27 protein-coding genes and 1 CRISPR repeat array are annotated in these 25786 nt (G+C 41.1%); of the genes, 9 read left to right on the top strand and 18 right to left on the bottom strand.

The features are described 5' to 3' along the window. Window positions 1-22 precede the first annotated feature (22 nt). From WA1_RS05865 to WA1_RS05845, 5 genes are all read right to left on the bottom strand, one after another. Window positions 23-406 carry a response regulator transcription factor gene (locus tag WA1_RS05865; protein ID WP_017748137.1) on the bottom strand — a complete coding sequence of 128 codons (384 nt, stop codon included), beginning with the start codon at window positions 404-406 and terminating at the stop codon, window positions 23-25. Window positions 407-444: 38 nt separating this feature from the next. After that, complete coding sequence (locus WA1_RS05860; protein ID WP_017748138.1) at window positions 445-1926, bottom strand: response regulator; 1482 nt, start codon at window positions 1924-1926, stop codon at window positions 445-447. A 422-nt stretch (window positions 1927-2348) separates the two neighbouring features. Next, complete coding sequence (locus WA1_RS05855; protein WP_017748139.1) at window positions 2349-3263, bottom strand: cation diffusion facilitator family transporter; 915 nt, start codon at window positions 3261-3263, stop codon at window positions 2349-2351. A 448-nt stretch (window positions 3264-3711) separates the two neighbouring features. After that, a complete protein-coding gene (locus WA1_RS05850) occupies window positions 3712-3975 on the bottom strand; it encodes a hypothetical protein (protein ID WP_017748140.1) in 264 nt (87 codons plus the stop codon). Window positions 3976-4613: 638 nt separating this feature from the next. Continuing rightward, window positions 4614-5976: direct repeats of the CRISPR family, unit length 37 nt; unit sequence GTTTCAATCCCTGATAGGGATTAGTATAAGTTGCAAC. 247 nt (window positions 5977-6223) lie between these two features. Then, window positions 6224-7513, bottom strand: a complete 1290-nt coding sequence (locus WA1_RS05845; protein ID WP_017748141.1) for a purple acid phosphatase family protein — start codon at window positions 7511-7513, stop codon at window positions 6224-6226. A gap of 220 nt (window positions 7514-7733) precedes the next feature. Between WA1_RS05845 and WA1_RS05840 the strand changes: the two genes are divergently transcribed. Continuing rightward, entirely contained in the window at window positions 7734-7922 is a 189-nt protein-coding gene (locus tag WA1_RS05840; protein ID WP_017748142.1) for an AAA family ATPase, read from the top strand. Next, window positions 7919-8371, top strand: coding sequence for a hypothetical protein (locus WA1_RS05835; protein WP_017748143.1), 453 nt, complete (start codon window positions 7919-7921; stop codon window positions 8369-8371). The genes WA1_RS05840 and WA1_RS05835 overlap by 4 nt, the downstream gene beginning before the upstream one ends. A 253-nt stretch (window positions 8372-8624) precedes the next feature. On the opposite strand, the gene WA1_RS05830 is transcribed toward WA1_RS05835, so the two are convergent. Further along, window positions 8625-8930, bottom strand: a complete 306-nt coding sequence (locus WA1_RS05830) for a hypothetical protein (RefSeq protein WP_017748144.1) — start codon at window positions 8928-8930, stop codon at window positions 8625-8627. A gap of 668 nt (window positions 8931-9598) precedes the next feature. Continuing rightward, the gene (locus WA1_RS05825) at window positions 9599-10996 is read right to left on the bottom strand and encodes an RNA-guided endonuclease InsQ/TnpB family protein (RefSeq protein WP_017748146.1); all 1398 of its coding nucleotides are present in this window, start codon (window positions 10994-10996) and stop codon (window positions 9599-9601) included. A 49-nt stretch (window positions 10997-11045) separates the two neighbouring features. Here WA1_RS05825 and WA1_RS05820 point away from each other — a divergent pair, with 49 nt between their 5' ends. Beyond that, window positions 11046-11228 carry a hypothetical protein gene (locus WA1_RS05820; protein WP_017748147.1) on the top strand — a complete coding sequence of 61 codons (183 nt, stop codon included), beginning with the start codon at window positions 11046-11048 and terminating at the stop codon, window positions 11226-11228. A 118-nt stretch (window positions 11229-11346) separates the two neighbouring features. Beyond that, window positions 11347-14919 carry a methionine synthase gene (metH, locus tag WA1_RS05815; protein WP_017748148.1) on the top strand — a complete coding sequence of 1191 codons (3573 nt, stop codon included), beginning with the start codon at window positions 11347-11349 and terminating at the stop codon, window positions 14917-14919. A gap of 200 nt (window positions 14920-15119) precedes the next feature. Here the strand turns inward: metH and WA1_RS59430 are convergent, their stop codons facing one another. Continuing rightward, complete coding sequence (locus WA1_RS59430) at window positions 15120-15269, bottom strand: type II toxin-antitoxin system HicA family toxin (RefSeq protein ID WP_272819411.1); 150 nt, start codon at window positions 15267-15269, stop codon at window positions 15120-15122. Between the two features lie 113 nt (window positions 15270-15382). Next, window positions 15383-15586 (bottom strand): type II toxin-antitoxin system HicB family antitoxin, encoded by a 204-nt coding sequence (locus WA1_RS05810; RefSeq protein ID WP_017748149.1) that lies wholly within the window; start codon window positions 15584-15586, stop codon window positions 15383-15385. A gap of 111 nt (window positions 15587-15697) precedes the next feature. On the opposite strand from WA1_RS05810, the gene WA1_RS05805 reads away from it, so the two are divergent. Further along, on the top strand, window positions 15698-15985 hold the full coding sequence (locus WA1_RS05805; RefSeq protein WP_017748150.1) for a hypothetical protein: 288 nt from the start codon (window positions 15698-15700) through the stop codon (window positions 15983-15985). Window positions 15986-16100: 115 nt separating this feature from the next. Here WA1_RS05805 and WA1_RS05800 read toward each other — a convergent pair whose 3' ends face one another. Further along, window positions 16101-16424, bottom strand: a complete 324-nt coding sequence (locus tag WA1_RS05800; RefSeq protein ID WP_026135179.1) for a helix-turn-helix domain-containing transcriptional regulator — start codon at window positions 16422-16424, stop codon at window positions 16101-16103. 279 nt (window positions 16425-16703) lie between these two features. On the opposite strand from WA1_RS05800, the gene WA1_RS05795 reads away from it, so the two are divergent. Beyond that, window positions 16704-18305, top strand: coding sequence for a nuclease-related domain-containing DEAD/DEAH box helicase (locus WA1_RS05795; protein WP_017748152.1), 1602 nt, complete (start codon window positions 16704-16706; stop codon window positions 18303-18305). 309 nt (window positions 18306-18614) lie between these two features. On the opposite strand, the gene WA1_RS58530 is transcribed toward WA1_RS05795, so the two are convergent. Next, window positions 18615-18881: a GNAT family N-acetyltransferase gene (locus WA1_RS58530; RefSeq protein ID WP_272819410.1), complete on the bottom strand. Its 267-nt coding sequence runs from the start codon at window positions 18879-18881 to the stop codon at window positions 18615-18617. Between the two features lie 130 nt (window positions 18882-19011). Further along, the gene (locus tag WA1_RS05785; RefSeq protein WP_017748154.1) at window positions 19012-19743 is read right to left on the bottom strand and encodes a Uma2 family endonuclease; all 732 of its coding nucleotides are present in this window, start codon (window positions 19741-19743) and stop codon (window positions 19012-19014) included. Window positions 19744-19883: 140 nt separating this feature from the next. On the opposite strand from WA1_RS05785, the gene WA1_RS61565 reads away from it, so the two are divergent. From WA1_RS61565 to psaI, 3 genes are all read left to right on the top strand, one after another. Beyond that, window positions 19884-19979 (top strand): ATP-binding domain-containing protein, encoded by a 96-nt coding sequence (locus WA1_RS61565; protein WP_148662924.1) that lies wholly within the window; start codon window positions 19884-19886, stop codon window positions 19977-19979. Between the two features lie 453 nt (window positions 19980-20432). After that, the gene (locus tag WA1_RS05780; protein WP_017748155.1) at window positions 20433-22847 is read left to right on the top strand and encodes a hypothetical protein; all 2415 of its coding nucleotides are present in this window, start codon (window positions 20433-20435) and stop codon (window positions 22845-22847) included. A gap of 197 nt (window positions 22848-23044) precedes the next feature. After that, window positions 23045-23161: a photosystem I reaction center subunit VIII gene (psaI, locus tag WA1_RS52295; protein ID WP_081402841.1), complete on the top strand. Its 117-nt coding sequence runs from the start codon at window positions 23045-23047 to the stop codon at window positions 23159-23161. An 86-nt stretch (window positions 23162-23247) separates the two neighbouring features. Here the strand turns inward: psaI and WA1_RS52290 are convergent, their stop codons facing one another. The 6 genes from WA1_RS52290 to WA1_RS05760 all read right to left on the bottom strand — a co-directional run bounded on the left by WA1_RS52290 (window position 23248) and on the right by WA1_RS05760 (window position 25505). Then, window positions 23248-23367, bottom strand: a complete 120-nt coding sequence (locus WA1_RS52290) for a photosystem II reaction center protein J (RefSeq protein ID WP_015209608.1) — start codon at window positions 23365-23367, stop codon at window positions 23248-23250. A 73-nt stretch (window positions 23368-23440) separates the two neighbouring features. After that, on the bottom strand, window positions 23441-23560 hold the full coding sequence (locus tag WA1_RS52285) for a photosystem II reaction center protein PsbL (protein ID WP_081402840.1): 120 nt from the start codon (window positions 23558-23560) through the stop codon (window positions 23441-23443). A gap of 9 nt (window positions 23561-23569) precedes the next feature. Continuing rightward, window positions 23570-23707 (bottom strand): cytochrome b559 subunit beta, encoded by a 138-nt coding sequence (gene psbF, locus WA1_RS05775; RefSeq protein WP_015139785.1) that lies wholly within the window; start codon window positions 23705-23707, stop codon window positions 23570-23572. Between the two features lie 9 nt (window positions 23708-23716). After that, window positions 23717-23968, bottom strand: coding sequence for a cytochrome b559 subunit alpha (gene psbE / locus WA1_RS05770; RefSeq protein ID WP_017748156.1), 252 nt, complete (start codon window positions 23966-23968; stop codon window positions 23717-23719). A gap of 103 nt (window positions 23969-24071) precedes the next feature. Then, the gene (locus tag WA1_RS05765; protein ID WP_017748157.1) at window positions 24072-25091 is read right to left on the bottom strand and encodes a photosynthesis system II assembly factor Ycf48; all 1020 of its coding nucleotides are present in this window, start codon (window positions 25089-25091) and stop codon (window positions 24072-24074) included. Between the two features lie 78 nt (window positions 25092-25169). Continuing rightward, window positions 25170-25505 carry a rubredoxin gene (locus tag WA1_RS05760; protein WP_017748158.1) on the bottom strand — a complete coding sequence of 112 codons (336 nt, stop codon included), beginning with the start codon at window positions 25503-25505 and terminating at the stop codon, window positions 25170-25172. Window positions 25506-25786: the final 281 nt, after the last annotated feature.

The raw sequence follows: 25786 nt of genomic DNA, 5'->3' as shown, positions 1-25786 counted from the left end.
TTCGTAATTATTAATTAAGCAATTAATAATTACGAATTATAAATTTGTTGGTTAATTTTTGGATAATTTGAATAAGTTGCTGTTGGTCTACTGGTTTGGATATATAAGCATTAGCCCCTAGCATCGAACCCCAGAGTTTATCTGCTTCTGTTCCTTTAGTTGAACACATAACCACAGGAATGTGCTGAGTATTGGAATTTGTTTTGAGTTCTCGGCAAAGTTCAAACCCACTTTGACCTGGTAGAATGACATCTAAAATGACTAAATCTGGGGTTTGTGATTGCAATTTAATTTGTGCTTCTTCACTACTTCTAGCACAGATGACCGCTATCCCTGCTTGTTTGAGATAAGAGGTTATTACTTGTGTTTCAGTCAAGCTATCTTCAACTAAAAGGACTGTGGTCATAAAAGTATTTTCCTAGGTCACTGGTCACTGGTCACTGGTCACCGGTCACTGTTCACTGATTTTGGTAGATACTTTTGTATAATTTTTAGCACCTTCTCTGTTGTGATAGGTTTTGCTAAAAAGCCTGATGAACCAACCATTTTCGCTCTGACACGGTCTACAATTCCATCATTGCTTGTAAGAATGATGACGGGTGTATTGTTTAAAGCTGAGACACGGCGAATTTGAGCGCAAATTTCATAACCGTTTGCAATTGGCATAACCAAATCTAGAAAAATCAGGCTGGGCTTATTCTCTAATAAGGTTGTTAATGCACTCACTGATTCCTGAATATTAATACACCGATACCCTGATTTGGTCAGGATATAAGCCATTTTTAAGCTGTCGCTGCGGCTATCATCAATATATGCTATTAAAGGACTTTTGAGTTCGGGTTGAACTGTACCTGTGGTTGGAGGAATCAACTCTGGTTGAGGAGCGTAGGAACTTTCACGGGAGTGACTTGTCGGGTGAGGGACTGAAAGTGAGATTATTTCTGTTGCGATCGCTATATTCCTTTGTAAATCCTGGTGGGGAATAGCACTCACAGGTACTGAGACAATCGGTAATGAAACAGTTGCTTTGACTAAAGAATTATTGGAGTTATAGTTACTGTCCGCCGATAATTCCCTTTCTCGTTGATTGAAGTGACTTGAAGTATTTGTTTGAGCGATCGCTTGTGATGACGGTAATGGTGTTGGCTTTATATCATCTATAGAATTGAAGAATTGGGCATATTTTTTCTTTTCCTGTAGGGAATTTATGAGTTTTATAGGAACGGAGCGATCGCCAATAGATGAGAGTTCAAGAATGCCTTTATTTACCAATTGCTGGACATCATTCGCTACTGTTATGACAGGTTTTTGAAGTTGTAAGGCCAGATCCCAAATAGTGTTTTCTCCATTCACAAGCTCAATGATTCCAAAGAAATCTTTACAAACTCTAAAATTTTCAAAGTTTGGCTGTTTAACAATTGGTGCCGTATCGGGTTTCAATTCCTCTAAATCCATGTTACGCCATCTATTCCGTTGTTCAACAGCTGTATACAAGCATGGCTTGATATCTATTAAAGCAATTGGATGTAATTTTTTAGGTACCCAATGAGTGTTTAATTTGGAATGAGTGACCAGGTCAAATAAAACCTCATCAATAGTTTTGCCAACAATGCTTTTCGCTTGGGTTAAGGTCAACCGATCTTGTTTCAGACCCAACTTAAGCAGGTGATATTCCCAAAGTTCGTCCTTTTGTAAAGTTATATTATGGTCTTCAAAGTTCCAACTAGGGCAATCTTGCGTCACGACTCTATACCAACGACGAGCGCGATGAGTTTCTCTGGTGGCGTATAGCAACCGCCCTAGAAATAAGTATAAATGCCATTTCTCATTGGCTGAAGAGAAAATAAGTTCCCCTGTGGCTCGTTGCTGGCTTAGAACAGCCAATCCTTTGGCAAGATTGGCAAAGCTTGGAAGTCCTGGTTGCATTACGTGATTTCCTTAAGATATTCGTTGCCTTCGTATGGCAGTTACACCCAGTTTTTCCTAATTTCTAGCCTTTGGTCTCGATCTCCAAACGGTAACTCTGATGCTCTTGATATTTATGATAGTCCGAGTTTTTATTCACTTTTATGTTATACCAGTAATGTTACGTAAAACCCGAAATTTCACTTAACATTCCTGTAAAGAAATCTTAAACAAGAGTTAAACAAAGCCTCACATCAACATAGAGCCATTTATCAAAGATTTTCAAGTTATTGTTTATAATTATTTACGTTTTATATTAAACTTTACAGATTCTCACACAACTGCCAAAAAATAGCTCTTTTATTTTAATAAACTTAACAAAAAGTAATTAATAGGTAGAACACACAAATTAGGGATGAAGCTATCAATCAAGTAGGAGGATATCAACCACAACAGGACTCTTGACTGCAGGAAAGTAGAAAACCACCTTTTTCTATTTGAATAGTCGTGTGTTCGATGCCAAAGTTGTCATGAAGTTCCATTCTGATTCGAGTCAGAAAAGCATCACCAAGACTTCCTGTTGGCATGACAAGATGAGCAGTTAATGCGACTTCAGTGGTACTGATTGCCCAAATATGTAGGTCGTGAACTTCCACAACACCAGGGAGTTCTATTAAATAAGTCCGAACTGCCAGCAAGTCAATTCCTTTTGGTACGGCATCAAGGGCTAAATCTACAGAATCTCGTAGCAAGTTCCAAGTGCTAATAGTAATAACGATCGCAATAATGAGAGTGATAACTGGGTCAAACCACAACCAACCAGTTGTCATAATGGCAATACCGCCAAGCACTACACCAAGAGAGACTAAAGCATCCGAAGCCATATGCAAAAATGCTGCTTTGATATTCAAATCACTTTTTCTACCAGATATGAACATCAATGCTGTACCCGTGTTGATAGCAATTCCTACCAACGCTACTCCGATAACTACATAACCAGCGATGGGTACTGGGCTGTAGAGCCGCTTGAACGCTTCGAGAGCAATAGCACCCATTGCTAGCAGTAAAAAGCAAGCATTTGCGAGTGCTGCTAGTATAGAAGAACGGCGCAGACCGTAAGTATAACGGTGTATAAAGCGACGCCGAGATAGCCAGGAGGCTCCCCAAGCTAAGAGTAGCCCCAAGACATCGCTGAGATTGTGACCCGCATCTGCAATCAAAGCCAGGGAATTATTGAGGAAGCCAAACAGGGCTTCAAGGCAGACAAACCCTAGATTTAGTACAGTCGCGATCGCAAAGGCACGATTATAACTAGGTGGTTCGTGACTGTGACCGTGGTGTTGATGAGAAATGGGCATTTTTGGCGTTTAATCTACTATCCAAACATATGAATTTATATTCACATAATGGCTTTTGTACATTTAACAGCCATTTGACGCTTTCAAACAATGCCCGTACAGGGGATATCAAATAAAATGCACTCAAAGTTTTTCTGAGTGCAGTAAACACGAAATTGGAAGGCTTATAATCTTTTCACAAAATTCAATATAAGCCATTTTTCAGGACTTTACAGGCTGAAAAAGTCAGAAAAAGTCTGATTTTTCTTAAAGTTGAGAGTATAAACTCTGTTTTTTAAGTATTGGAGGTAATGCAGGCATAACCAAGTAGACAACCCTTTTGCTGGATAAGTGGCGCTCTCTCGATCTGAAGAATCTACAACAATGATTTTGAATTGGGTAATTTGAGTAAACTTAGCTGATGCTTTTTAACTTATTTCTAAAAAGATATTCAGCAACTCATTGCTAGTTAATCAGCACAGTCCATATCAAAATTATCCAATCTAATTTCGCGCAGAATGTCTGAGGCTTTCCAACCACTAGAGTTCGTGGTATCAAACCTAGCGTAAGTTGGTTCTGCAAGCATATCTATAGATTCTAGATCTAGTTCTTGTGGTTCTTCTGGTATACTAATTTCTTCAGTTTGAGTCACACTTGATAGCAGTTCAGAATCACTAGACAAGGGTGGAACTTTTGGAACTGGTTGTGAAATTTTGATGATACTTTCTTTCACAAGGATATATCTCCTATTAAAGAGGTTTTACAAACAAGTCCCCTATTATACGCTTTTTTCGCCGATCAGATCTTCTTTTGTGCCTGAATTTACAGAAAGGGCGTTTAAGGGATTTCCAAAAAATAAATTATCCCTCTTGTGGAACGGGCGTCCCCGCCCGTTTTGTATTAGTGGCGGGCGGGGACGCCCGCACCACAAGAAATTTTGGGAGATTTTTTTATTTGGAAGTCCCTAAGCATTGACTTTTAGTATGGCAATCCAACATATGTCATTCATCTCGCTCATCGTAAGTTGGGTTGAGGAACGGAATGGCACTAAGAAAAGGCAGAGGGCAGATGGAAAAAGCCCTCACCCCCAACCCCCTCTCCCATGGGGAGAGGGGGCTTGTTAAGCCTACATCCAAGAGTTCAAAAACCGCCGATAAACGCACCCTCAACACAGAAGTATGCTTTGGAATCTAGTGGTCTAGATATCTCAACTTTAATCCCTATTGAGTTTCAATTTTACTAACTTCAGGGATAGGGTGTCAGTATCCCCTAGATATCTCAACTTTAATCCCTATTGAGTTTCAATGTTCTTCGTTCAATTCTTTGAGGCGATCGCCCACAACTAGATATCTCAACTTTAATCCCTATTGAGTTTCAATCCCTGATAGGGATTAGTATAAGTTGCAACTTGCATTTTTCTTCCAGCGTCATCCAGAAATAGCAAGTTTCAATCCCTGATAGGGATTAGTATAAGTTGCAACCTAATTGTATAACTGGATTCAATAATCAACCATTTGGTTTCAATCCCTGATAGGGATTAGTATAAGTTGCAACATTGAAGCTGGAGTGAAAGTTCACCGCCTCAAAAATCTGTTTCAATCCCTGATAGGGATTAGTATAAGTTGCAACTTATTAACGAAGCAGATGAAAAACTAAGAGTTTTGAGTTTCAATCCCTGATAGGGATTAGTATAAGTTGCAACCTGCGGCCTCTCTTAAAGCATTGCCTTGAGTGTTGTTTCAATCCCTGATAGGGATTAGTATAAGTTGCAACAGGAGAGAATTTCACTTGTCGCTTTGGAAAGGTTGGGGTTTCAATCCCTGATAGGGATTAGTATAAGTTGCAACCAAAAAAGAGAAACTTGAAGAAGCAATTCTAGCTTCGTTTCAATCCCTGATAGGGATTAGTATAAGTTGCAACTTCAATCAATTTGCGGCTAGTTTCTAAATCGTTGATTGGTTTCAATCCCTGATAGGGATTAGTATAAGTTGCAACCGCTGCTACGCATTTAGCAGCAAACTCGGCATATTCTGTTTCAATCCCTGATAGGGATTAGTATAAGTTGCAACCTGGAGGAATTGCTACAATCGTGGTTTCAATTAATACTCGTTTCAATCCCTGATAGGGATTAGTATAAGTTGCAACTTAAACACGGCTGTCCCGCGCTATCCCAATCTCACTCGTTTCAATCCCTGATAGGGATTAGTATAAGTTGCAACTCCTAGCTTATAGATATATTCCAAAGGCGATCGCCATTTAGTTTCAATCCCTGATAGGGATTAGTATAAGTTGCAACCTAGCTTATAGATATATTCCAAAGGCGATCGCCATTTAGTTTCAATCCCTGATAGGGATTAGTATAAGTTGCAACGCATCCCGCATCTGCCGATTACGTTTCTCCGTTTTGTTTCAATCCCTGATAGGGATTAGTATAAGTTGCAACTTGTTCCCCCCAATTTGCACAGCTCCATCGCCAGAAGTTTCAATCCCTGATAGGGATTAGTATAAGTTGCAACTCGCGGCATTTTGACTTCTGCTAGGTTAAATTGCTCGTTTCAATCCCTGATAGGGATTAGTATAAGTTGCAACTGCGATCGCTAAGCTGTACGGCGGTGGCGGCCATCACGTTTCAATCCCTGATAGGGATTAGTATAAGTTGCAACATAAGGAGAATTATCAGCAGTTGCTGCTACTGTTGTTTCAATCCCTGATAGGGATTAGTATAAGTTGCAACAGCAGAAGCTGGAAAACTTATCTCTATGTGGTTTTCATGGTTCAGAATCGCGGATGGATTAATCATAGCACGGAAAATTGAAATTGAGTAGAGTAAAAATGGCTGAAATCCAGTCTGGGTGAGGAGCGCGGATGGGTCAGGTTATACGCTCGCCTCCAAACCTTACGCTAACGGGAATCCAGCCATTTCTTGGGTAAGTTCTTTTCTAACAGCTACCCATCCGCGAATTTGATAAAGAAAATCACAACTAAGTTGGATTTAAAGAGCAGGTTTTCACCATTGTAAACTCATCCTTAACGTTGCCCTCGTGATCAACAAATTGGATATGAAGTCTTTTCCCGCGTGCATCTATCACCAGCGATCCGGGAATACTGAGTGAAGTATACATTGCTGGATGGGGTGATACTCCATCGGCAAAGCCGGATGTACCTGCAACAATATACACTGTTCCAGCATGAGAAGCTTGAAGGGGTTTTTGATATGCACCCGATCCACTTTCTCGTCCACTTCCTCCATCTTTTTTCATCTGTTCGGTAAAGGTATCTGAGGTGCCATAGTGTCCGTCAATTAGGTAAGAACGTTCGTAGGAGTGGCTGTGACCGCCCAGCACAATGTCTACTCCTGCCTCTTCTATGATGGGAAGTGTACGCTCTCTCATTTCAATGAGTTCAATTTCGGTATCTGAATCGTGTGACCCCTTTGTATAAGGAGGATGATGCCAAAATGCAATTTTCCAATCCTTATCTGTTGCTGCAAGATCCCGTACCAGCCAACTTAACATTTCGCCTTCAGGGGTGCGATCGCATCCATAGGAATCGAGGCAGATAAAGTGGATGTTGCCATAATCAAAAGAATAATAGGCAGCTGTTCCAGATGGCAAACCACCTACTTCCCCACAAGTTGGCATAGTGAAAAGCTCATAGTAGGGACCTGACTGCGACGGTGAATCAGCAGATCCTGCATCATGATTGCCAATAGCTGTCCAAAGAACACTACTTTGAAGAAGTTGGGGATACATATCAAATATTCCCCGTTGGTACTCTTCATAGGTTCCAGTCTCATAAGCGTTGTCACCAAGCATCAGCCAGAAGTCAGTATGGCGACTTCCTGTAAATTTCAGGTATCCATCTCGTACACTGGCTGCTATGTCATTTCCTCGTCCTGCATCTCCTAAAACACAGATACGTAGAGGTCGAACATCTTCAGGTGCTAGGTTTGATGATGGCGCAGTGACAAAAAAGAAGTCTTCTGTTTTTCCAGCTAGTATTCCCCCTGACGAACCGACTGCATAGTAGTACTTTGTATCTGGTTCGAGATCCCTTAACTTGACTATATGGTTACAGGCGATCGTTGTTTCGTCCTGCACAAAACACAGCCTTTCAGGGGACTCACCGTACCATACCCTGCCTTGAACTGGAGTATCAGTAGCCCAGCGGATTGCAATGCTAGACTCACTTCCCAGTTGTAAATACGGTCCTCGCACAATTCGCGAATTTTCGAGGACTACTGCTTTCCCTGTTTCGAGATAAGTTATCATTATCGGCGAAGTAATATCCGATGTTAACTTATTTTACAAGAAAATTAAATTATGACAAAGATTTTATAAGTTGCTAATTGAACAGGAACAAAGAACTGAGGACTAGAGGTCGGTTTCTAATCACCTTATTTATATGTTTGGTATACTTAAGTAAGTATAAAAATTTAAAATAACAAGATACCTTTCTACAAGTTGCCAAAAAAAGATAAAATATTTAAGCGTGCTTACTTCTCAACCCTCAGAACATCATATTCCTACTTTTGATATATCAGATGGAACACTTAGAATTCTAGCTTTTTTAACTGCGTTATATCAAGAAAATACTCCAAGTATCATTTGTTTTGAAGAAATTGAGAATGGAGTTCATCCTTGGTTGCTACATAAAATGGTGGAATTATTAAAAATATGATTGTCATTGTGGCTGATGCGGATAACAATCTGTCTGAAAGACAGAGCCGTTTAGAGCGTGCTTTGAATAAAATTCCTGAAAATCACTTAGATGTCAACGAGCAACCAATTAGCGATCGCAGTGCAGGAGGTTTAGCGATTATAAATTTCGAGACGTGGTTGCTAGCTGACACTCAAACTGTTTCAAAGATTTTAGGTGTAGAGCTTGAACAACTTGAAAATTTAGAAAGTTTAGACGATACAAAAGATTGTTTAGAGACAGCGGTCGCAGAATCAACTTATCTCTCTGAAAAAAGTAGCAATCAACGTCCGCTTCAAATTAGATGGAACTTAGCTTCTGAGATTGATTTAGCTATTATCAAAACTCGCTGTCCGAATGGATATGCTGCTTTTACACACTATTTAATGACATCTGCAAAAGTGGTTGTGGACGCAATTACAGATATATAGTGTGTCTCACCTTAGAGGAATTTCTTAAAATATGGTTGAAAAATTTCAGATTCATATCATTTAACCTGAATATGAAAGGCTCCGCCTCCCAAGTCAGCCATTCCCAGGCGGAGCCAGGGAAGGAGGTGAGGGGTCTACGTATACGATACTTGCATCATTATTTATTGACCAAATAAATTGATTCATTATTCAAATTCCCTACTTTTAAGTATAGGAATTAACTGGTCACTGGTCACTGGTCACTGGTTACTGGTTACTGGTCACTGTCCAAGCGTTTTTGAGAAAAGAAAATTGTATAGTAAACAGACGGGTCAACTCGATCTGTGAACCGAGTGTAAGAATATTGTTCTTTGGTAGAATCTGCATAGTCGATTGTGGCTTGAGACTCTTGTTGTGATTCTACTTCACTCTCCACTCGCTCTCTTTTAAAAAAAGCATTTATTTTTGACCATGCTATTAAAAAAGGACTATGTTGTAATTTTTTTTCCGTGTCACCTAACCTAATCTCTTCTATATTAGAAGGCAGCAAGTCACGAGAATTATTGATAGTATTCGACATATTACGTTTTTCTCCTTAAAAATTAAGTGTTACTGGAAACTCTGTGATTCTTTTACAAGCGATCGCATACTATAGGAATCCTAAATGATTTATGAAAAACTTTAAGTACCTACGTGTAGTTCAAAAATCAAATAGGATTGCTATATATAGTAGTAGGTATTACCTACACAATTTATGCACCCTTCAATCTGACCTAAAACGAACGAAGAAATCAGAATTCTGTATTTTTAAACAACAAAGCTTTATCCTTGAAATCCAGCTTCTGCAAAACTCTGAAATTTTCAGAACTCAACTCCTTCAGCAGAAAGCACCGATTAACTAATGCAGCATGGCTGGCGCAATGTCGCCAATGCCTCATTATTATTTTACTTGTATCTTTCTCAGATAAAATTTTGTATTGTATAGATTTTTAAATATTTGTAAATTTTTTCCAATACAGCAGTGAAGGGCTACAAGATACTCAACTTAATTTGAGAAGTCGGGGATCTGAGCAAACTTACTCATCCAAATTAATGTGGCGGACGAAGAGTCTTTTCTATGCTGAACTCGAAAGTGAATTAATGAATATTGTTATTATACTGAAAACTTTTTAGACCGCATTTCCGAAATCCTAAAATTTAGGAAAATAGAAAATATTGACATCTCCCCCGGTTGAAACACGGGGGATTCTACATGGATCTTGCTCCGTGGTCTAAAGACACACTACGCAACGAATTGCGAAATGTTTTCTTGAGATTGCAGAATAAATCATACCGATGTGGGGCTGTCAAAGACCCTCTACCCAGCTTGGCTAGGCTAACGCCTAGCTGTCTGGCTACTTTAGCAAGGATGTTGCAAGCTCCATTGCAATCCGCGTTGACGAGTATCCCGTTTTTGGTCTTGTAAGTTCCTCGTGTAACGCGAGTTCCAGACGTTTTATATCCTTCGGGTTTTTCACCAAATTTCGGTAATAAATCGCCATCCAAAAACGATGCGCGGGAAGTGTACGCCTCTTCCGTAACAGTAAATACAATCCCGTACTCTGGGCAAAGCTGTTTGAGTCGTTCAATCAATCGTCCGGTGGGAATTGCCACAAAGTTCTGGTTCCCACGTTTACCCATGTCGGAACCATTTTTCTGTCCTTGATTCCAACCAATAACAAGGTTGCCAACACGGTCATTCAGACAGCGATTCACAATGAATCTTGCTGCTTTGTTGATGGCATCACGCATCTGGTTATTACGTTTGCGCTGCACTCTGTCAAGATTGGAGTCCCAATAAAAATCAAACTTACCCTGTTTGTATTTGGCGACTAGACGACAGTAGCCTTGATTCATTGATTTCAGCTTGCGACCATCAATAATTAGACTTCTACCAAGGGTAGAAACACCCGTTAGCCAATTCGTTCCACCGTGGTCAAACGACCATGCTTGGGTGTAATCAAGATTGGGATTAATTTCAACTAGTTGTTTCCCATCGTCAATAACCCAATCAATCCATAACTCTCCGTAGTAAGGGCGCACCGTAACTTCTTTTACCCAGTCCAAATCAATGAAATCTGGTAGTTGTAATTTGATTTCAGTTAATAAATGTGGTTTAGTTTCTTTACTGATTGATGGATAAAAACTACCATTTCTGTAATTGAGTGCTTGACGTGGAAACGTAACTGCTGCTAAGCCTCCTTTTTTGCGATACTTGGGTAAAGATGGCTTATCAACCTCGCCGTTGTAATACGCTTTAACAAGTCCGTTGTAACTAGTAATTGACTCTCCTACAGACTTTAGTGTTTGCTGTGCCGACTGTGCTGCCAGAGCTTTGTAATGTGGATTGTCTTTAAGAATTTTATCTAGTTCTGGATAAGTCGTATTACACCTGTAGGTTTTCCAGCCGTGGCGCAATTCATCGCCACGCCAGTAAGTTGTGAAGGCGTTCCCAGATTCTTCTAACCTTACATAATGACTTTGACGAATGTGGTAAATCGCACAGTTAATCAAGCTGTTGGCGTGCTGGCACTGGTTTACCCAAAACGCTTGTTCAATGTCTGTAAACTTTACCCTAATTGGGATTGTTCGGTACAGTTGACTCACCTCCTGTTGTTTTGCTAGGCTGAATTTAGCTTACACCGCATAGCTAAATATGTCAACAAGAAAAGGTCAAAAAGGTCAAAAAAATATCCCATATTTACATGATGAAATCAAAACAAAGCGTACCGTTTTGTTAACCCCTACAGCTTGGCAAATATTAAAAACAAAAGCTGAAGTAATGGGTGTTAGTGTTAGCGAATTAATTGAACAGTGGGCAAGAGAAACATCGGGCTAAAGCCCTATGAGTCGGGTTTCATCCCCCGGATAAATCACGGGGATTCTTACCCTTCCATATTATTTTTGATAGATTTAAGTCAAACATTGTTTTGACTTCTAAATTTCTCGGAAAAAATATGACTTATCCCTTCTTGGAACGTTTGCATAGCCCCAATCGCCCAGTTATCGTCTTTGACGGTGCAATGGGAACTAACTTGCAAACCCAAAACCTCACTGCAGAGGACTTCGGTGGTGTTGAATATGAAGGTTGTAACGAGTACCTCGTTTTCACAAAACCAGAAGCAGTAGCAAAAGTTCACCGCGACTTTCTTGCAGCTGGTGCGGATGTGATTGAGACGGATACCTTTGGCGGTACTTCTATTGTTTTGGCAGAATACGACTTGGCAGACAAGGCGTATGAACTGAGCAAAGCAGCTGCGGAACTGGCAAAGAGTGTGGCGGCAGAATTTTCTACCCCTGAAAAACCCCGCTTTGTCGCAGGCTCCATCGGACCAACCACCAAACTGCCAACTTTGGGGCATATCGATTTTGACACGATGAAAGCTACTTTTGCCGAACAAGCGGAAGGGCTGTTTGATGGTGGGGTGGATCTGTTTATTGTTGAGACTTGCCAAGACGTACTGCAAATTAAAGCGGCGCTGAATGGTATTGAAGAAGTCTTTGCTAAGAAAGGCGATCGCCGTCCATTGATGGTATCCGTAACAATGGAATCGATGGGTACCATGCTGGTAGGGACGGAAATCAACGCCGTACTGACAATTTTAGAACCCTACCCAATTGACATTCTCGGTCTGAACTGTGCAACAGGTCCAGACTTGATGAAACCACATATCAAGTACCTTTCCGAGCATTCACCGTTTATTGTTTCCTGTATTCCGAATGCGGGTTTGCCAGAGAACGTCGGCGGTCAAGCACACTACCGTCTAACACCTGTAGAATTACGCATGGCATTGATGAATTTTGTTGAAGATTTGGGTGTCCAAGTGATAGGGGGTTGCTGTGGGACACGTCCGGAACACATTCAACAATTAGCAGAAATTGCCAAAGACTTAAAGCCAAAGGTCAGACATCCTGAGTTAGAACCAGCAGCAGCGTCAATTTACAGCACTCAAAACTACACTCAAGATAATTCCTTCTTGATTGTTGGCGAGCGACTCAACGCCAGTGGTTCCAAAAAGTGTCGCGAATTACTGAATGCGGAAGATTGGGACGGGTTGGTTTCAATGGCTAAGGCGCAAGTCAAAGAAGGCGCACACATTCTTGATGTCAACGTTGATTACGTGGGACGCGATGGCGTGCGTGATATGCACGAGTTGGTGTCACGATTGGTTAATAATGTAACACTGCCATTGATGCTTGACTCCACTGAATGGGAAAAGATGGAAGCAGGGCTAAAAGTGGCAGGTGGTAAATGCCTGTTGAACTCTACTAACTATGAAGATGGAGAATCCCGTTTTCTGAAGGTGTTGGAACTGGCGAAGAAATACGGTGCAGGTGTGATTATTGGTACAATTGACGAGGAGGGAATGGCGCGAACATCTGATAGAAAGTTTGCGATCGCCCAACGTGCCTACCGTCAAGCTGTAGAATATGGGATCGGAGCACATGAAATCTTTTTTGATACTCTTGCTCTCCCGATTTCTACTGGTATCGAAGAAGACCGTGAAAACGGCAAGGCAACTATCGAAGCCATTCGCCGCATCCGTCAAGAATTGCCCGGAAGTCATGTGATTTTGGGTGTTTCCAACATCTCCTTTGGTTTGAATCCAGCAGCGCGAATTGTGTTGAACTCAATGTTTCTACACGAGGCGATGGCAGCTGGAATGGATGCTGCGATCGTCAGTGCTAGTAAAATTTTACCATTGGCAAAAATTGAGGAACGCCATCAAGAAATTTGCCACAAGTTGATTTATGATGAGCGTTCTTTTGAGGGAGATATTTGCACTTATGACCCCTTAGCGGAACTCACAACGCTTTTTGCAGGGGTAACAACAAAACGCGACAAAGGTGTTGATGAAAGTTTACCCGTTGAAGAACGTCTCAAGCGCCATATTATTGATGGAGAACGTATTGGTTTAGAGAAAAACCTGACAAAGGCTTTAGAAAAATACCCTCCTTTGGATATTATCAACACCATCTTGCTAGATGGCATGAAAGTGGTAGGCGAATTGTTTGCTTCCGGACAAATGCAGTTACCCTTTGTGTTGCAGTCTGCTGAAACCATGAAAGCCGCAGTGGCTTATCTTGAACCTCTCATGGAAAAGTCAGAATCTGGTAATAATGCTAAGGGTACGTTTATCATTGCGACAGTGAAGGGGGATGTTCACGACATTGGTAAAAATTTGGTGGATATCATCTTGTCCAATAACGGTTACAAGGTGATTAACCTAGGAATTAAGCAGCCGGTGGAGAACATCATTCAAGCATACGAAAAGCACAAAGCTGATTGTATCGCTATGAGTGGTTTGTTGGTGAAGTCCACTGCGTTTATGAAAGAAAACTTGGAGATTTTCAATGAAAAAGGAATTACCGTCCCTGTCATTTTGGGCGGTGCGGCGCTGACTCCTAAGTTTGTCTATGAAGATTGCCAGAATACTTACAAAGGTCGAGTGGTTTATGGCAAAGACGCATTTTCTGACTTGAATTTCATGGATAAATTAATGCCAGCAAAATCTGTTGGGCATTGGGATGATATTCAAGGGTTTTTGGGTGAATTTGCTGAAGCTGCTGAATTGTCAGGAAATGGTCACAAACATTCAGGAGAGAAAGCAGTTAAAGAAAAAAACTGGCACGAACCAAAAGAAGTTGATACCAGACGCTCTGAAGCTGTGGCGGTGGATATCAATCGTCCGACTCCGCCTTTCTGGGGAACGAAGATTCTTCAACTAGAGGATATTCCTTGGGAGGAAGTGTTCTGGCATTTGGATTTACAAGCTTTGATTGCTGGACAATGGCAGTTCCGCAAGCCGAAGGAACAATCTAAGGAGGAGTACCAAGCTTTCTTGGATGGGAAGGTTTATCCAATTTTGGAGGAGTGGAAGCAGCGAGTTGTTCGGGAGAATTTATTGCATCCGCAGGTGGTTTACGGGTATTTTCCTTGTCAGTCTGAGGGGAATATTTTGTATGTTTATGAACCAAATGACGGGCAAGATTATAAATCGAATGACGGGCAAGATACCCATCCCACTAAGACAGTAGCTAAGTTTGAGTTTCCAAGGCAGAAGTCTGCGAGGAGGTTGTGTATTGCAGATTTCTTTGCACCGAAGGAGTTGGGAGTCATGGACGTGTTCCCAATGCAGGCGGTGACTGTTGGGCATATTGCTACTGAGTTTGCTCAAAAGTTGTTTGCAAATAATCAATACACGGATTATCTGTATTTTCACGGTTTAGCCGTGCAGGTGGCGGAGGCGCTTGCTGAATGGTCTCATGCTCGCATTCGTCGCGAGTTGGGTTTTGGTGCTGAGGAACCGGATAACATTCGGGATATTTTGGCACAACGCTACCAAGGTTCGCGGTATAGTTTTGGGTATCCGGCTTGTCCGAATATTCAGGATCAGTACAAGCAACTGGAGTTGTTGGGATGCGATCGCATTAACCTACACATGGATGAAAGCGAACAGCTTTATCCGGAACAGTCTACAACGGCGATTATTACCTATCACCCTGTAGCTAAGTACTTTAGCGCTTAGTAAATTTTCCCCTTTTCCGCATATGGGGAAGCTACAGTGTACACACAAGTCGATTACCCCACCCTAACCCTCCCCTTGTCAAGGGGAGGGAACTAAATTTCCTGTTTCCCCCCTTTCTAAGGGGGGATTAAGGGGGGTAAAAACTGCTTGTCTGTACACTGTAGATACGGGGAGGGGGGAAATTAATAAACCGGAGATTATTACTCTGACTCCTTACGATCTATTTGTTCATCAAGTGTTTCATCTGCAGATTTTTCTTGTGATAGATTTTCTAATAAACCAGCAGTTTTTAGTAAATGTCTAAGTAAGCCTACCTTTAAATCTTTATTACCATGAATTGGTACAGAAATTCGAGAAGCATTACCTAGCTTCCCCTATACATAATGACTGCCTTGAACCCGTAATAATATCCAACCGTTGTTGCGTTTTAAGAGTTTTGCCAACTCCTTGCCAGACATTGAATTCATATGGCAATTTCCATCACTTTCGATTTATCGGTTATCTGTACTGCATCAAGATCAACTGATAAACAACCTTCTATAGCTTCGTATAAATTTTCTAGCAATTCTTCAAATGTGTCTCCTTGAGTTGCACAACCAGGAATAGCTGGAACTTCAGCCCAATATCCGCCTTCTTCCGCTTCATGAATAATAACTTTTAGTTTCATTTTTGGTTTCTCCAGCTTGATTCATAGAAGTTGCTTAGTTGTATGAGTATTATATAAGTATAGTTTACTTATTAAATGTAGAGACCTTCAAGGCATATACTTTAAAAAAGTATGAAAACTCAAGTCTTAAACATTCAACCCAATGCTGACACAAACTCCTTAAAGGTTTTTATGTCAATTGGTGATGAACAGCATCAGTTCACATTTTTACGATGGTTCAACCAGATTGCAAATCACCAAGTGCAAATTATAACTCCCGATCATCAGTTTGGAGACACTTTTAAATTCAACCAACAAATTACTGATGAAGTTATGAAAATTGTCCGTCAGCTTTTTAAGGGTGACCAGTTGATTCTACCTAAGATGTTGGTGATTTTGGTACTCCCGAAAAAGCATTAGCGTTACAAAAGCCTTTTAATCCTGTGTTAAGCGATCGCACATCTATACTGAAAAGTACATAGGTTAGCATAAAGCAAATGCCTTATACTAGGCAAACGGTTTCAAAGTCTAGTAATCACTCTGTCGTTGGGGGCATGATTCTTTGGGGCGTGAGATAGTACCCCATGTCTTTCATAATGGAATTGATGCTATCAAGGCGTGGATTGCCATTAATGGATAGGGCTTTATGCAACCCCCAGCTTGTCGTCATGCCTGTTTTATCAGCGAGATCGCTGATTCCCCGCACACGGGCAACGACGCGCAAGGATGCCAGCAACGCACCAGAATCGTTGTCTTTTGCGTATTCCTGGAAAATCTCGGTCAAATAATTGTCAAGTTCTTCCGGGTGCTTGCGGAAGTACTCTTCTTCAAATTCATCAAGTGTTCTAAATTCTCTCACGGCTCTGGTACTCCTTCCAGTAGGCTTTTGCGTCGTCGATATCCCGATCTTGGGTGCTTTTGTCACCTCCACACAGGACGACAACAATATTTTCAGCATCTTCCCCGAATCAACATCTCCGAAAAATTCAACTCAGTGATTTTTTGATAAATTGTCATATTTTAAACTAATTGTTACTCCGTACAAGTATTCGGGAACTCTATAAATAGCCCATTTAGATTTGATGAGTAAGGGCTATGTTGTCTCGCAAAATAGAGCTTGAGGTACTTTGTGGCAAAGATGTTCCCTGAAAACCTGCGTTCTGATGTTAACAGCAAGGCAGAAAAGCTTTTATATCAAGCATTTCAGAAACAATTATCAGACAATTTCACTGTTTTTCATCAAGTTCGCTGGCAAGCCCGTAATATTCGTAACGGAGCGAAAGATGGTGAGATTGACTTTGTAATAACTTCTCCCGATTTAGGTATTCTAGTACTAGAAGTCAAAGGAGGCGAAATTTACTACAACGGTAGAGAAGGCAACTGGTATAGCAACCAAATGCGTATAAAAGATCCTTTTCAACAAGCGTGTACTAGCAAACACAACTTAATTAATCGTCTTAAAGAACTGTCTTATTGGAAGAGTCTTTGGATTCCTATAGGACACGCAGTCGCGTTTCCTGATGTTGAAGTAAATGGTAGTTTACCTTTAGATGCTCCTCGCAATATTATACTCGATCGCACCGACTCGAACAATTTATCAGGTTGGGTTCAGGAAGCTTTGAACTATTGGCGCGGTGAAAATCCACCAACTAATCGGTCTAGAAATAGTTTCGATGTAAAAAGTATCAAAGACCTTATCAAAGTAATTGCACCTAATCCTCGCAAACTTCCATCACATCACGATGATAGTGCTTTTATAGAGCTAACCGAACAACAAATTGGTATGCTGGATTTCATAGCAAGTTATCGACGTGTAGCTATCAGTGGTTGCGCTGGTTCAGGTAAAACTTTATTAGCATTGGAAAAAGCTCGCCGCCTTCAAGAACAGGGATTTAGCGTCTTACTAACCTGTTACAACAAAAGTTTGGCTCAATTCATGGATAAGACTCTTGGTTGGAAACCAAATCTACACGTTTACAACTTTCATGCATTATGTGAAAAATTATCTCGTCAAGCTGCTCTTACTCCAAATAGAGAACAATTTTCTCAAGAGCAACTTTTTAGAGAAATTTATCCAGAGCGTCTTATACAAGCTGCTGATAAAATCAGATGGCATGTCGATGCAGTGATAGTCGATGAAGGACAAGATTTTCATGAAAATTGGTGGTACGCACTTAAACTATTACTTAATGAGCCAGATGATGGCATTTTCTATTTCTTTTATGATAGCAATCAAAACATTTATGATGCTGGTTGGAGACCTCCTTTAGAAGAAGCTCCCTTTCCCTTAAACAAAAACTGTCGTAATACTCAAAAAGTACACGAATATGTTCTAAAATTTCATCCAAATCCGAACTCAATGTCATCATTATGTCCATTAGGACAAGATGTAGAAATCTATCGTTATACAGGCGATACTCAATTAAAAAATTTACTTGGTCGTTTTCTTCACCATCTAGTTATTGATAAAGGTTTCGCTACCAAAGACATTGTGATACTAACAACTAGACGCAAAGGCTCGCTTCAAAATCAAATGGTAGGACAATTTCGTATCAAAGCAGATCCTGACACCAATCGAAATGAAATTTTTTGTAACACCATTCATTACTTCAAAGGACTTGAGAGTCAAGTAGTTATTTTAGTAGAAACCGAACCTAATAATTCAGATCATCAGAAATTAATGTATGTAGGTGCTTCTCGTGCTCGTCACCACTTGATTGTTCTCCAAGCAAATGTTTAAGAGAATAACGTTTTAATTAAATGCTATGGAGGGTGCGTTAACACTGTGTAATGCACCTTCATACTTTATCCGGACTTATGCAACCGATAAACTGCAGTTAACTCAAGACACCTACACTACTATAGCAATCCTATCTGATTCGTGAAAAAATCTAAGTACTGTAGGTAGGGCTATGCCGCACAAAAGCTTTATGTGTGTGGCATAGCCCTACCTACGTATATTTCAAAAATCAAATAGGAGTCCTATAGTTGCCTGCAAATATTGTCAGAAAATTCACACCTTTCGACTTAGTTGATTAGTATGAGTTTGTTAGTTACTAATAAAATCTCGCCACATACCCGTCATAGAGTAGGTGTCGCTAATCTTAATGGGGCAATATTTTTCAAAACCATGGCGTTCGTAGAAGGAAATATTGCGAGAAGAGGAGGAAACAAGATAACAGGGATGCTGGTTTTTATCTGCGTAATCGAGGACGGGTTTGAGTAAATTTTGACCGATGCTCTTTCCCCGTGCGGATGGTTTCAACCCAATAAAAAACACTTCTCGATGGCTTTGTTGCGGTTCGTTATTACCAATTTGTTCGATCAGATGTTGAAAACGTTAAGCGGATTCTTCTCCAGCAAATTTGGTAATGTTCTTAATAACCTCCATCAACACTTGCTCAATCTGACGATGATTTATTGCTCTACACATTTGGCTGTTGCAATTAAATTGTGTCCGGATCGATGCCCATCTCTCTTAACCGTTCTGCCAATCGAGTTGCTCGAAGTCGTTCGTTCTCGGCTCGAAGTCGTTCCCGCTCGCTTAACTCTTTTCCTGTTGGAATGACATCTCCTTTGAGATCGCACCACCGCAGCCATAGCCCTGGTTGTTCTTCAAACGTACCCGTCCATAATGTTAGACCTAGCCCGACTGTTTCTAGCCAGAAAGGTGAGGTTATTTCTACGTATCTTCCTGCTGTCAGCGCATATACCCGCAATAATGCGCCGTTCATTTGTTCTGCTTCTTGAATCTGTTGCAAGGGGTCAAACACTACATAATACGCAATCCCAACACGGGCATAATCTTCTTTCTTGGCACCTAATTCTTTACCTCTGCGGTTGGAGACGATTTCTATTGCCACTTCTGGTGCTTTACCCAACTCCCACACAAAGTAACTGCGATTCTGCCTTAGACTCCAATCTGCGGGCATTTGCACCTTCAAACTGAGAAAAGCATCTGGTACTAGTGGGTCTTGCTTTGGTGAGTAGAATAGTCCCACATTTGCCGCAGCAATGAAAGGAGTTGTCACCACAGGGTTAGTGTAGAGTGGTTCTACCAGCAACCGTTGTTGCTTTTCACTTTGAAAGTTGTCCACTGGTTTGTCATCCTCGATTTCCAGTTGGCTAATGTCGGGGATAGCAATTTCCTGTGTATCTAGAAGCTGCTGTTCAGACATAGGTTATAATTTGAGCACCAAAGCGATGACATCTCTATGACATATTATAAGCTCAAATCATCAACATTTGCTGCTGTGCGTGCAAATTAGTAGTTCTTGATGTGGAACCTGAGGACTCCGACAAATTGTAACAATTTGCACTGATTGTTACTGCGTACAAGTATGATAGAAATTTACTTTACGTTGGTGCTTCTCGCGCTCGTCACCACTTGATTATTCTTCAAACAAATCATTAGTTGAATGAAGGAAACCCAAAGTAACGTAAGTTGCTAGTTACTGCCCCAAAATTGTATCGTCATAATATATGGATCCAGTTTGAAAGTGCTGTAAAAATGTAATTGTTTTTTGGTATGTCTACCATTTTTTGTCACTTTTGTTAGAGAAAAATCAATTTTCTAAACTCGATTTGCTCAAAGTGTAGTGCGAAGGCATCAAATACAGCAGGCTTCAAGTGAATGAACTAGAGCATTTTCTTGTGGAACAGGCATCCCCTTCTTGTGGAACGGGCGTCCCCGCCCGTTGATGATGAGTTGCAGGTGCAAACTCCCTCGCTTCTTCAACAAAAACTAAAAAATTGACCTAATACTTGAATAAAAAAACAACACTTTCGGCAGTGCATTAAGCTAAACTGTCAGCAACAAGGTTGCAAGTCATACTAAGGCGGCTTTATAGTTCCAGCATCATTGACAATGGAAAACTGGCAATTTCTCATTCAGCAACAAGGCGATCGCTCTTGGCGTCCATTGGAATCACCCAACGAGGAAATTACTGAGGGACGGTACAGAGTTGTTGCTCGCTCGAACCGTGCCAACATGGATGTGGAGGTACGGATCGCTCATACCTCGACTTTAGAGATGCCACCCAAACGGCGCATCCAAAGGCGATTGCGTCGCATAAATTCTGATGGCTTAATGGCAGTGATTCCTTTTACCTACCTCAAGCCTGGAATTTGGGAGTTGCGTTGTTCGAGCGATCTCATGTCAGATGTTCTCGGCACATCTTGGCAACAGGATGTTCGGTTGCAAGTCCTCCCTAAAGTGACAAGTGGGCAAGCGGGACAAGAAAGTAAGGAGATACTTGCTGCTGATAGTGAGAACGAACAGGATGAAGATATTATACCTGTTAATCCAGTATGGCTGAAAGGAGAGACGACAGAGCAAATTTTAAACAATTTGATTGAATTAGCTTTACCAGATTCGGAAGCAGTGCTAGAGGACGAAGAAACTCCTGAAGATTCTTTAGCATCCGTACTCGAATGTCCCCTTTCACTAACACTAGATAAAGAAATATACACTGTATCTTGGGGGCAAACTCTTACAGTTAATGGGGATGTGAAGTTAAAAGAACCAACTCATTATGAAAGAATTTATAGTGGTGAAATTAGAATAGAATTATATTCACCACAAGGTTCTGAATTAATCAGAAGAGTGCGTCAGTCTTTGCCAGAAAAGTTATTACCCTTTAATATTAGATGCTCGGTTGAGATTCCGGCTGAATGTGCATCTAAACTCATTTTAGCAGAAATGAGTTTGTATGGCACAATCTCACTTGATAGCAATACTCTCCTGCTAGCCAGAGAATCCTTTACAATTACAGCAGATGTGGCTGATTTATTAGCAATTAGCGCTGCCTCCCATAAGGAAACAGACATAGTAGAAGATAATCAAGAGCTTGAATTGCTTGCTACGTCTGAAGTTAAAAAGTCGAATATACCTATAGGTTTGGAATTTTTTAATCTAGTTAAAACCGGGAAAATATCTGAGTCTGTTGCTGTAAATCCCATTCCTAACAAAACTCTACCACCTAAAATTAACGAGGATTCCAGTCGTCAATCGGCACCTCAATTGCCAAGAATTTCTTCAGGACAAAATAAGATGATTGCCCCTGGTGCGGTCCTTCCTGCGTTGTCTAGTGCAGATGATATTGGTTATGTAAGAACTCGCAGCACTACTTTTCCATATTTAAGACGAATAAAAGCTTTTATCGATGACGGGCAAAAAGTTGAGAGTAAACCTCTAGAGTTATTCAATTTTCAACCGCCTATTAACAATCAACAGGTGATAGTTGAAACTCCCAATGAAGATGCTGCTCAATTGGAGGTAGGAGACACGCAAATCCAAAACGAACTTCTCGAACAAGATATCTCTCAACCCATTGCTGAAGAAACACAAGCCCAATTTGAATCTCCAGAGCAAGATTCATCGCCATCGGTAGAAGAAGATACAGAACCTCAAAAGCGATCGCTGATTGACATTTTTCCTGCATCTAGTTCTGAATTAATAGTCACAGGTGACCCTCGCACGTCTCCCCTGATTAAACAGTGGATGCAAACTCAAGGGTATACTATACCTGAGCCAATTAATTTAAGAGACCAAGACTACTATGATATTGATACTGTCCCTATCTCTGTAGAAAAGGAGACGAGGGGACAAGAGGACGCCCAGAAACCACCAGAGAAAGTGCAGACAGAGGGAGATCGGGACGCGGAGAACCAAGAAGTTGCGACAGATATTGTAGCAGATGTCGTCGGTGAAATAGCTGTAAAATTAACGGATAACCGACTCGTTACCACTCCTCAATACAGGAAAGCACGATTAACCTCATTAGCACAAGAAATAGTAGTAGATGATAATTTTGATGAGCCATTAGCTGATACTTCAACACCCCATCTTTTAACGCAAGAGGAACAAACAGCATCAGATTTACCTATTCTATTGCCTAGAGTATCGGCGATCGCAGAACCGCTACCAGTTCCCCAAATATACTTATCAAAAGGCGAACTGATTTCTGGCAAATCTGTCATGTTACGGGTGCGGCTAGCCGAACGACGCCCTGAATTAGCTGTGAAACTTTGGGTAGAAGATTGCCAAACTCGACAGTTAATAGACGGTCCGCGTTGGTTGATAAATTTCTTACCTCTGATATCGTCCGGTATGGAAGAACTCATTCATATCAACGTTCCTTATGGGTGTCTAGAAATTCGGTTAGAAGCGATCGCCGTAGACATGGCTACCAAACAGGAGAGTGACAAAGTTTCTATACAACGAACTGTTGTTCCTCCAGACTTACCAAATGTCCGTCCAGACGAGCTTTTAGGAATTTGAACAACTAATTACTGTACGGGCGCTCTTGGATTGCGCCCCTACCAAACACTCACCATTTTTGTTACAAATCTTTACAACTCACAACTAACGACTAACCACCAACCAAATTTGTTAAAAATCTTTAGATTAAAAAAAATCAGGGCAGAATTTGGAGTAAGCTCCTAAATGAATTATTACTCAATTTCAGAGGAATCTGTATGTACTCAGCTTCATACTTGTCTTCGATTTTTGTACCTCTAATAGGTTTCGTGATTCCCGCTGTGGTATCGGTGTTTATGTTGCTATACATTGAACGTGACGATATCGCCGCTTAATTAGCAAATGGTTAGTGGTTAGTCGTTAGTAGAGTTATTTGTAAAAATAAACCACTAACGACTAACCACTAACCACTAACTATGAGTTATATAGAAGAACCGAGACCAGCGTAAGCGCCGTAGAAGAAAATACCTACAACGGTAATTACGCCTAACCCTGCGATTGTAGCTACAACCCAGAGGGGAATTCTGCCACTTCCAGACACTGCTTTTTCCTCCCTTAACGAATACATAACGCAATTTTAGACATCAAACAAAAACGGATAACCGTCGTTCCAGTTAGTTAAAGAAGTAACTGGAAAACAGAATCCCTAAAACAAAGACGAGTAGTAGTCCTAGATACAATGAAGTCTTGTTTAACTCAACAGGCTGATTGTTGGGATTGGTATTTCTGTCCATGATTTTCTCCTAGCGTTGAATAAACTGCATGGCAGCAATGGCACCCAAAAAGAAGACGGTTGGTACTGCTAGGGTGTGAACGGCAAGCCATCTAACTGTAAAAATGGGATAGGTAACTGGTTGATTGATGTTATTTCCGCTTGTCATGATTTGAAACTACTTTGTGTTACTAAATTGCTGTACTTGTTTTTTTGCATCAAAACGGTTATTCACAATTGGCAACTCTTGCCGTACTTGTGTGTAATATTCGTTAGGGCGAGGTGTCCCAAACACGTCGTATGCCAAGCCGGTGCTGACAAATAACCAACCGGCAACAAAAAGTGCGGGAATGGTGATGCTGTGGATGACCCAGTAACGAATGCTAGTGATGATGTCCGAAAATGGACGTTCTCCAGTAGTGCCTGACATTTATATCCCTACCTTCACTCATATTGCTATTGAGATCATTATCCTACAAAGTTAAGAAAGAGTTACACGCCGTAACCTCTTTCTCAGAAAACAGGATAAATACTTAGGCTGCTTCAGACTTGGCAGTACTTGCAACACTGGAATTATATTTTAGTAATACACCGCGATCGCCAATCGCAAAACCTTGTTTCGGGTTGAAAAAAACAATTTTGTAGAGATTCGCAGGGACAGCTTCAACATCACGGTCTTTTTCCCAAGTTTTGCCGCCGTCAGGGCTACGCATCAAATTCCCGCTACCGCCACCCATCCAAATTTCATTGCTGTCGCGATAAGCTAAATCGAGTAAACCCCAACTTGTGGAAAGTTCTGGGAATTGAGCATCCAGCCACTTTTCTGGGTCTGCTGGGTCGCTAAACTGAATTTGACCCCCCCGTGCTAGCATCCACATTTGCCCATCGCTCGTGAATCCCATGTTTTCGACTCGCCGAGAACTGTTCCGGTTGTGAGGAACCCAAGCAGTTTGCCCTGGTTCCCAAGTGGAGTAGAAATTCCCCTTAGCAGAAACAGCAACGTATTTCCCGTCTGGAGAGCGTTTCATGTTACGAACCACCCCAACGGCTTGTTCTACCTGAGCTTTCCAATTCAGCCCCCCATCGGTAGTTTTGTATATAGCGCCTACATCTGTTGCCATTTCAGCAGAGTACTGTCCCAGGGCAACAATTTTAATGGGGCTACCCGGTAGCTTTTCATTGAGAGGAATACGCGACCAAGAATGACCTGCATCAGTAGTATGGAGTAACAAAGAAGGTTCTCCTGCTATCCACCCCTCCTTGTCTAAAAAACTAACAGTGTTAAAACGATACCGTTGGTCTTCCAATTGTAATTCTAGGGGTTGCCAAGTGGAACCACCGTCTTGAGTTTCCAGCAGAGTTGCATTGCTACCCACCAAAAAACCGTGTTGGGGATCGCTAAAGGCAATATCGAGGAGTTTTGCCTCTGTTGGCACAGAAATCACTTCCCAAGGGTTGTAAGCAGTTGAAGGAACCTTATTACACCCCACGCACACGAGGAGAACTGCAAATAAAGCTAATAAACGCTGCCAAGATTTTGCAATTGAAAACATTTGTATTCGTCAGTATTCTAATCTAAATTTGTTTACCTAATTCTGTAAAAATGCAGACCCCTGCGAAGAAGAGCATTTTTACTTTAAGCCATAAAGACTCATAAAAAACAAGAAAGCAATAGCCAAAGCACCGAAAATCAGCAAGTTTTTCTGTCCTGGAGTCAAAGTATTGACACCCAAGCCATATTTAAGATTCTCTTGGAAGCCCGATGCTGTACCAGCAGGACCGATGTTGGCAAAAGCAACTTTCTTGGCACTACAAACCGGACAATTCCAGTTCTTAGGCAGTTCAGCAAAGGAAGTTCCGGGGGTAATATCGTGCTTGTCGTCACCTTTCTCAGGTTCGTAAACGTAGCCGCAGGCGCGGCATTCATATCTGTCTAAAGCAGTGTTGGCAACAGCTTGTTCGCTCATGGCTCTGGCATTAGTGAAAAGGAAATATTAAACATATGTTAAAAATTATGACACAATTGCAGCTGAAGGATAAAGGGTAAAGGATCAAGTATGAAGTGAAAGCTTTACGGATAAAGTCTGGCGGATTATACCAGAAATCAAACTTTCATGCTTTATCCTTAATCAAATCCGGCGCGAGTTCTGTTTATGGGACTACTACCGCTACCGATAGTTTGTTGGTGGGTCGGAAATATATATAGATATAATGTGAAATAAGGTTAACAGAGTTAATTGCACCTAAA

It is taken from the genome of Scytonema hofmannii PCC 7110 (assembly GCF_000346485.2).
Lineage (GTDB): Bacteria > Cyanobacteriota > Cyanobacteriia > Cyanobacteriales > Nostocaceae > Scytonema > Scytonema hofmannii.
This window is presented reverse-complemented; position numbering and strand designations above follow the sequence as displayed.

Bases quoted from the DNA above. Each gene is read 5' to 3' on its own strand.
- WA1_RS05785 (WP_017748154.1), bottom strand. From the start codon at position 19,743: ATGTCTGAACAGCAGCTTCTAGATACACAGGAAATTGCTATCCCCGAC.
- WA1_RS05835 (WP_017748143.1), top strand. From the start codon at position 7,919: ATGATTGTCATTGTGGCTGATGCGGATAACAATCTGTCTGAAAGACAG.
- psaI (WP_081402841.1), top strand. From the start codon at position 23,045: ATGTACTCAGCTTCATACTTGTCTTCGATTTTTGTACCTCTAATAGGT.
- WA1_RS05820 (WP_017748147.1), top strand. From the start codon at position 11,046: ATGTCAACAAGAAAAGGTCAAAAAGGTCAAAAAAATATCCCATATTTA.
- WA1_RS05810 (WP_017748149.1), bottom strand. From the start codon at position 15,586: ATGAAACTAAAAGTTATTATTCATGAAGCGGAAGAAGGCGGATATTGG.
- WA1_RS05805 (WP_017748150.1), top strand. From the start codon at position 15,698: ATGAAAACTCAAGTCTTAAACATTCAACCCAATGCTGACACAAACTCC.
- WA1_RS05865 (WP_017748137.1), bottom strand. From the start codon at position 406: ATGACCACAGTCCTTTTAGTTGAAGATAGCTTGACTGAAACACAAGTA.
- WA1_RS05855 (WP_017748139.1), bottom strand. From the start codon at position 3,263: ATGCCCATTTCTCATCAACACCACGGTCACAGTCACGAACCACCTAGT.
- WA1_RS05845 (WP_017748141.1), bottom strand. From the start codon at position 7,513: ATGATAACTTATCTCGAAACAGGGAAAGCAGTAGTCCTCGAAAATTCG.
- psbF (WP_015139785.1), bottom strand. From the start codon at position 23,707: ATGACAAGCGGAAATAACATCAATCAACCAGTTACCTATCCCATTTTT.
- WA1_RS05765 (WP_017748157.1), bottom strand. From the start codon at position 25,091: ATGTTTTCAATTGCAAAATCTTGGCAGCGTTTATTAGCTTTATTTGCA.
- WA1_RS05860 (WP_017748138.1), bottom strand. From the start codon at position 1,926: ATGCAACCAGGACTTCCAAGCTTTGCCAATCTTGCCAAAGGATTGGCT.
- WA1_RS05830 (WP_017748144.1), bottom strand. From the start codon at position 8,930: ATGTCGAATACTATCAATAATTCTCGTGACTTGCTGCCTTCTAATATA.
- WA1_RS05780 (WP_017748155.1), top strand. From the start codon at position 20,433: ATGGAAAACTGGCAATTTCTCATTCAGCAACAAGGCGATCGCTCTTGG.
- metH (WP_017748148.1), top strand. From the start codon at position 11,347: ATGACTTATCCCTTCTTGGAACGTTTGCATAGCCCCAATCGCCCAGTT.
- WA1_RS05795 (WP_017748152.1), top strand. From the start codon at position 16,704: ATGTTCCCTGAAAACCTGCGTTCTGATGTTAACAGCAAGGCAGAAAAG.
- WA1_RS52285 (WP_081402840.1), bottom strand. From the start codon at position 23,560: ATGGACAGAAATACCAATCCCAACAATCAGCCTGTTGAGTTAAACAAG.
- WA1_RS05760 (WP_017748158.1), bottom strand. From the start codon at position 25,505: ATGAGCGAACAAGCTGTTGCCAACACTGCTTTAGACAGATATGAATGC.
- psbE (WP_017748156.1), bottom strand. From the start codon at position 23,968: ATGTCAGGCACTACTGGAGAACGTCCATTTTCGGACATCATCACTAGC.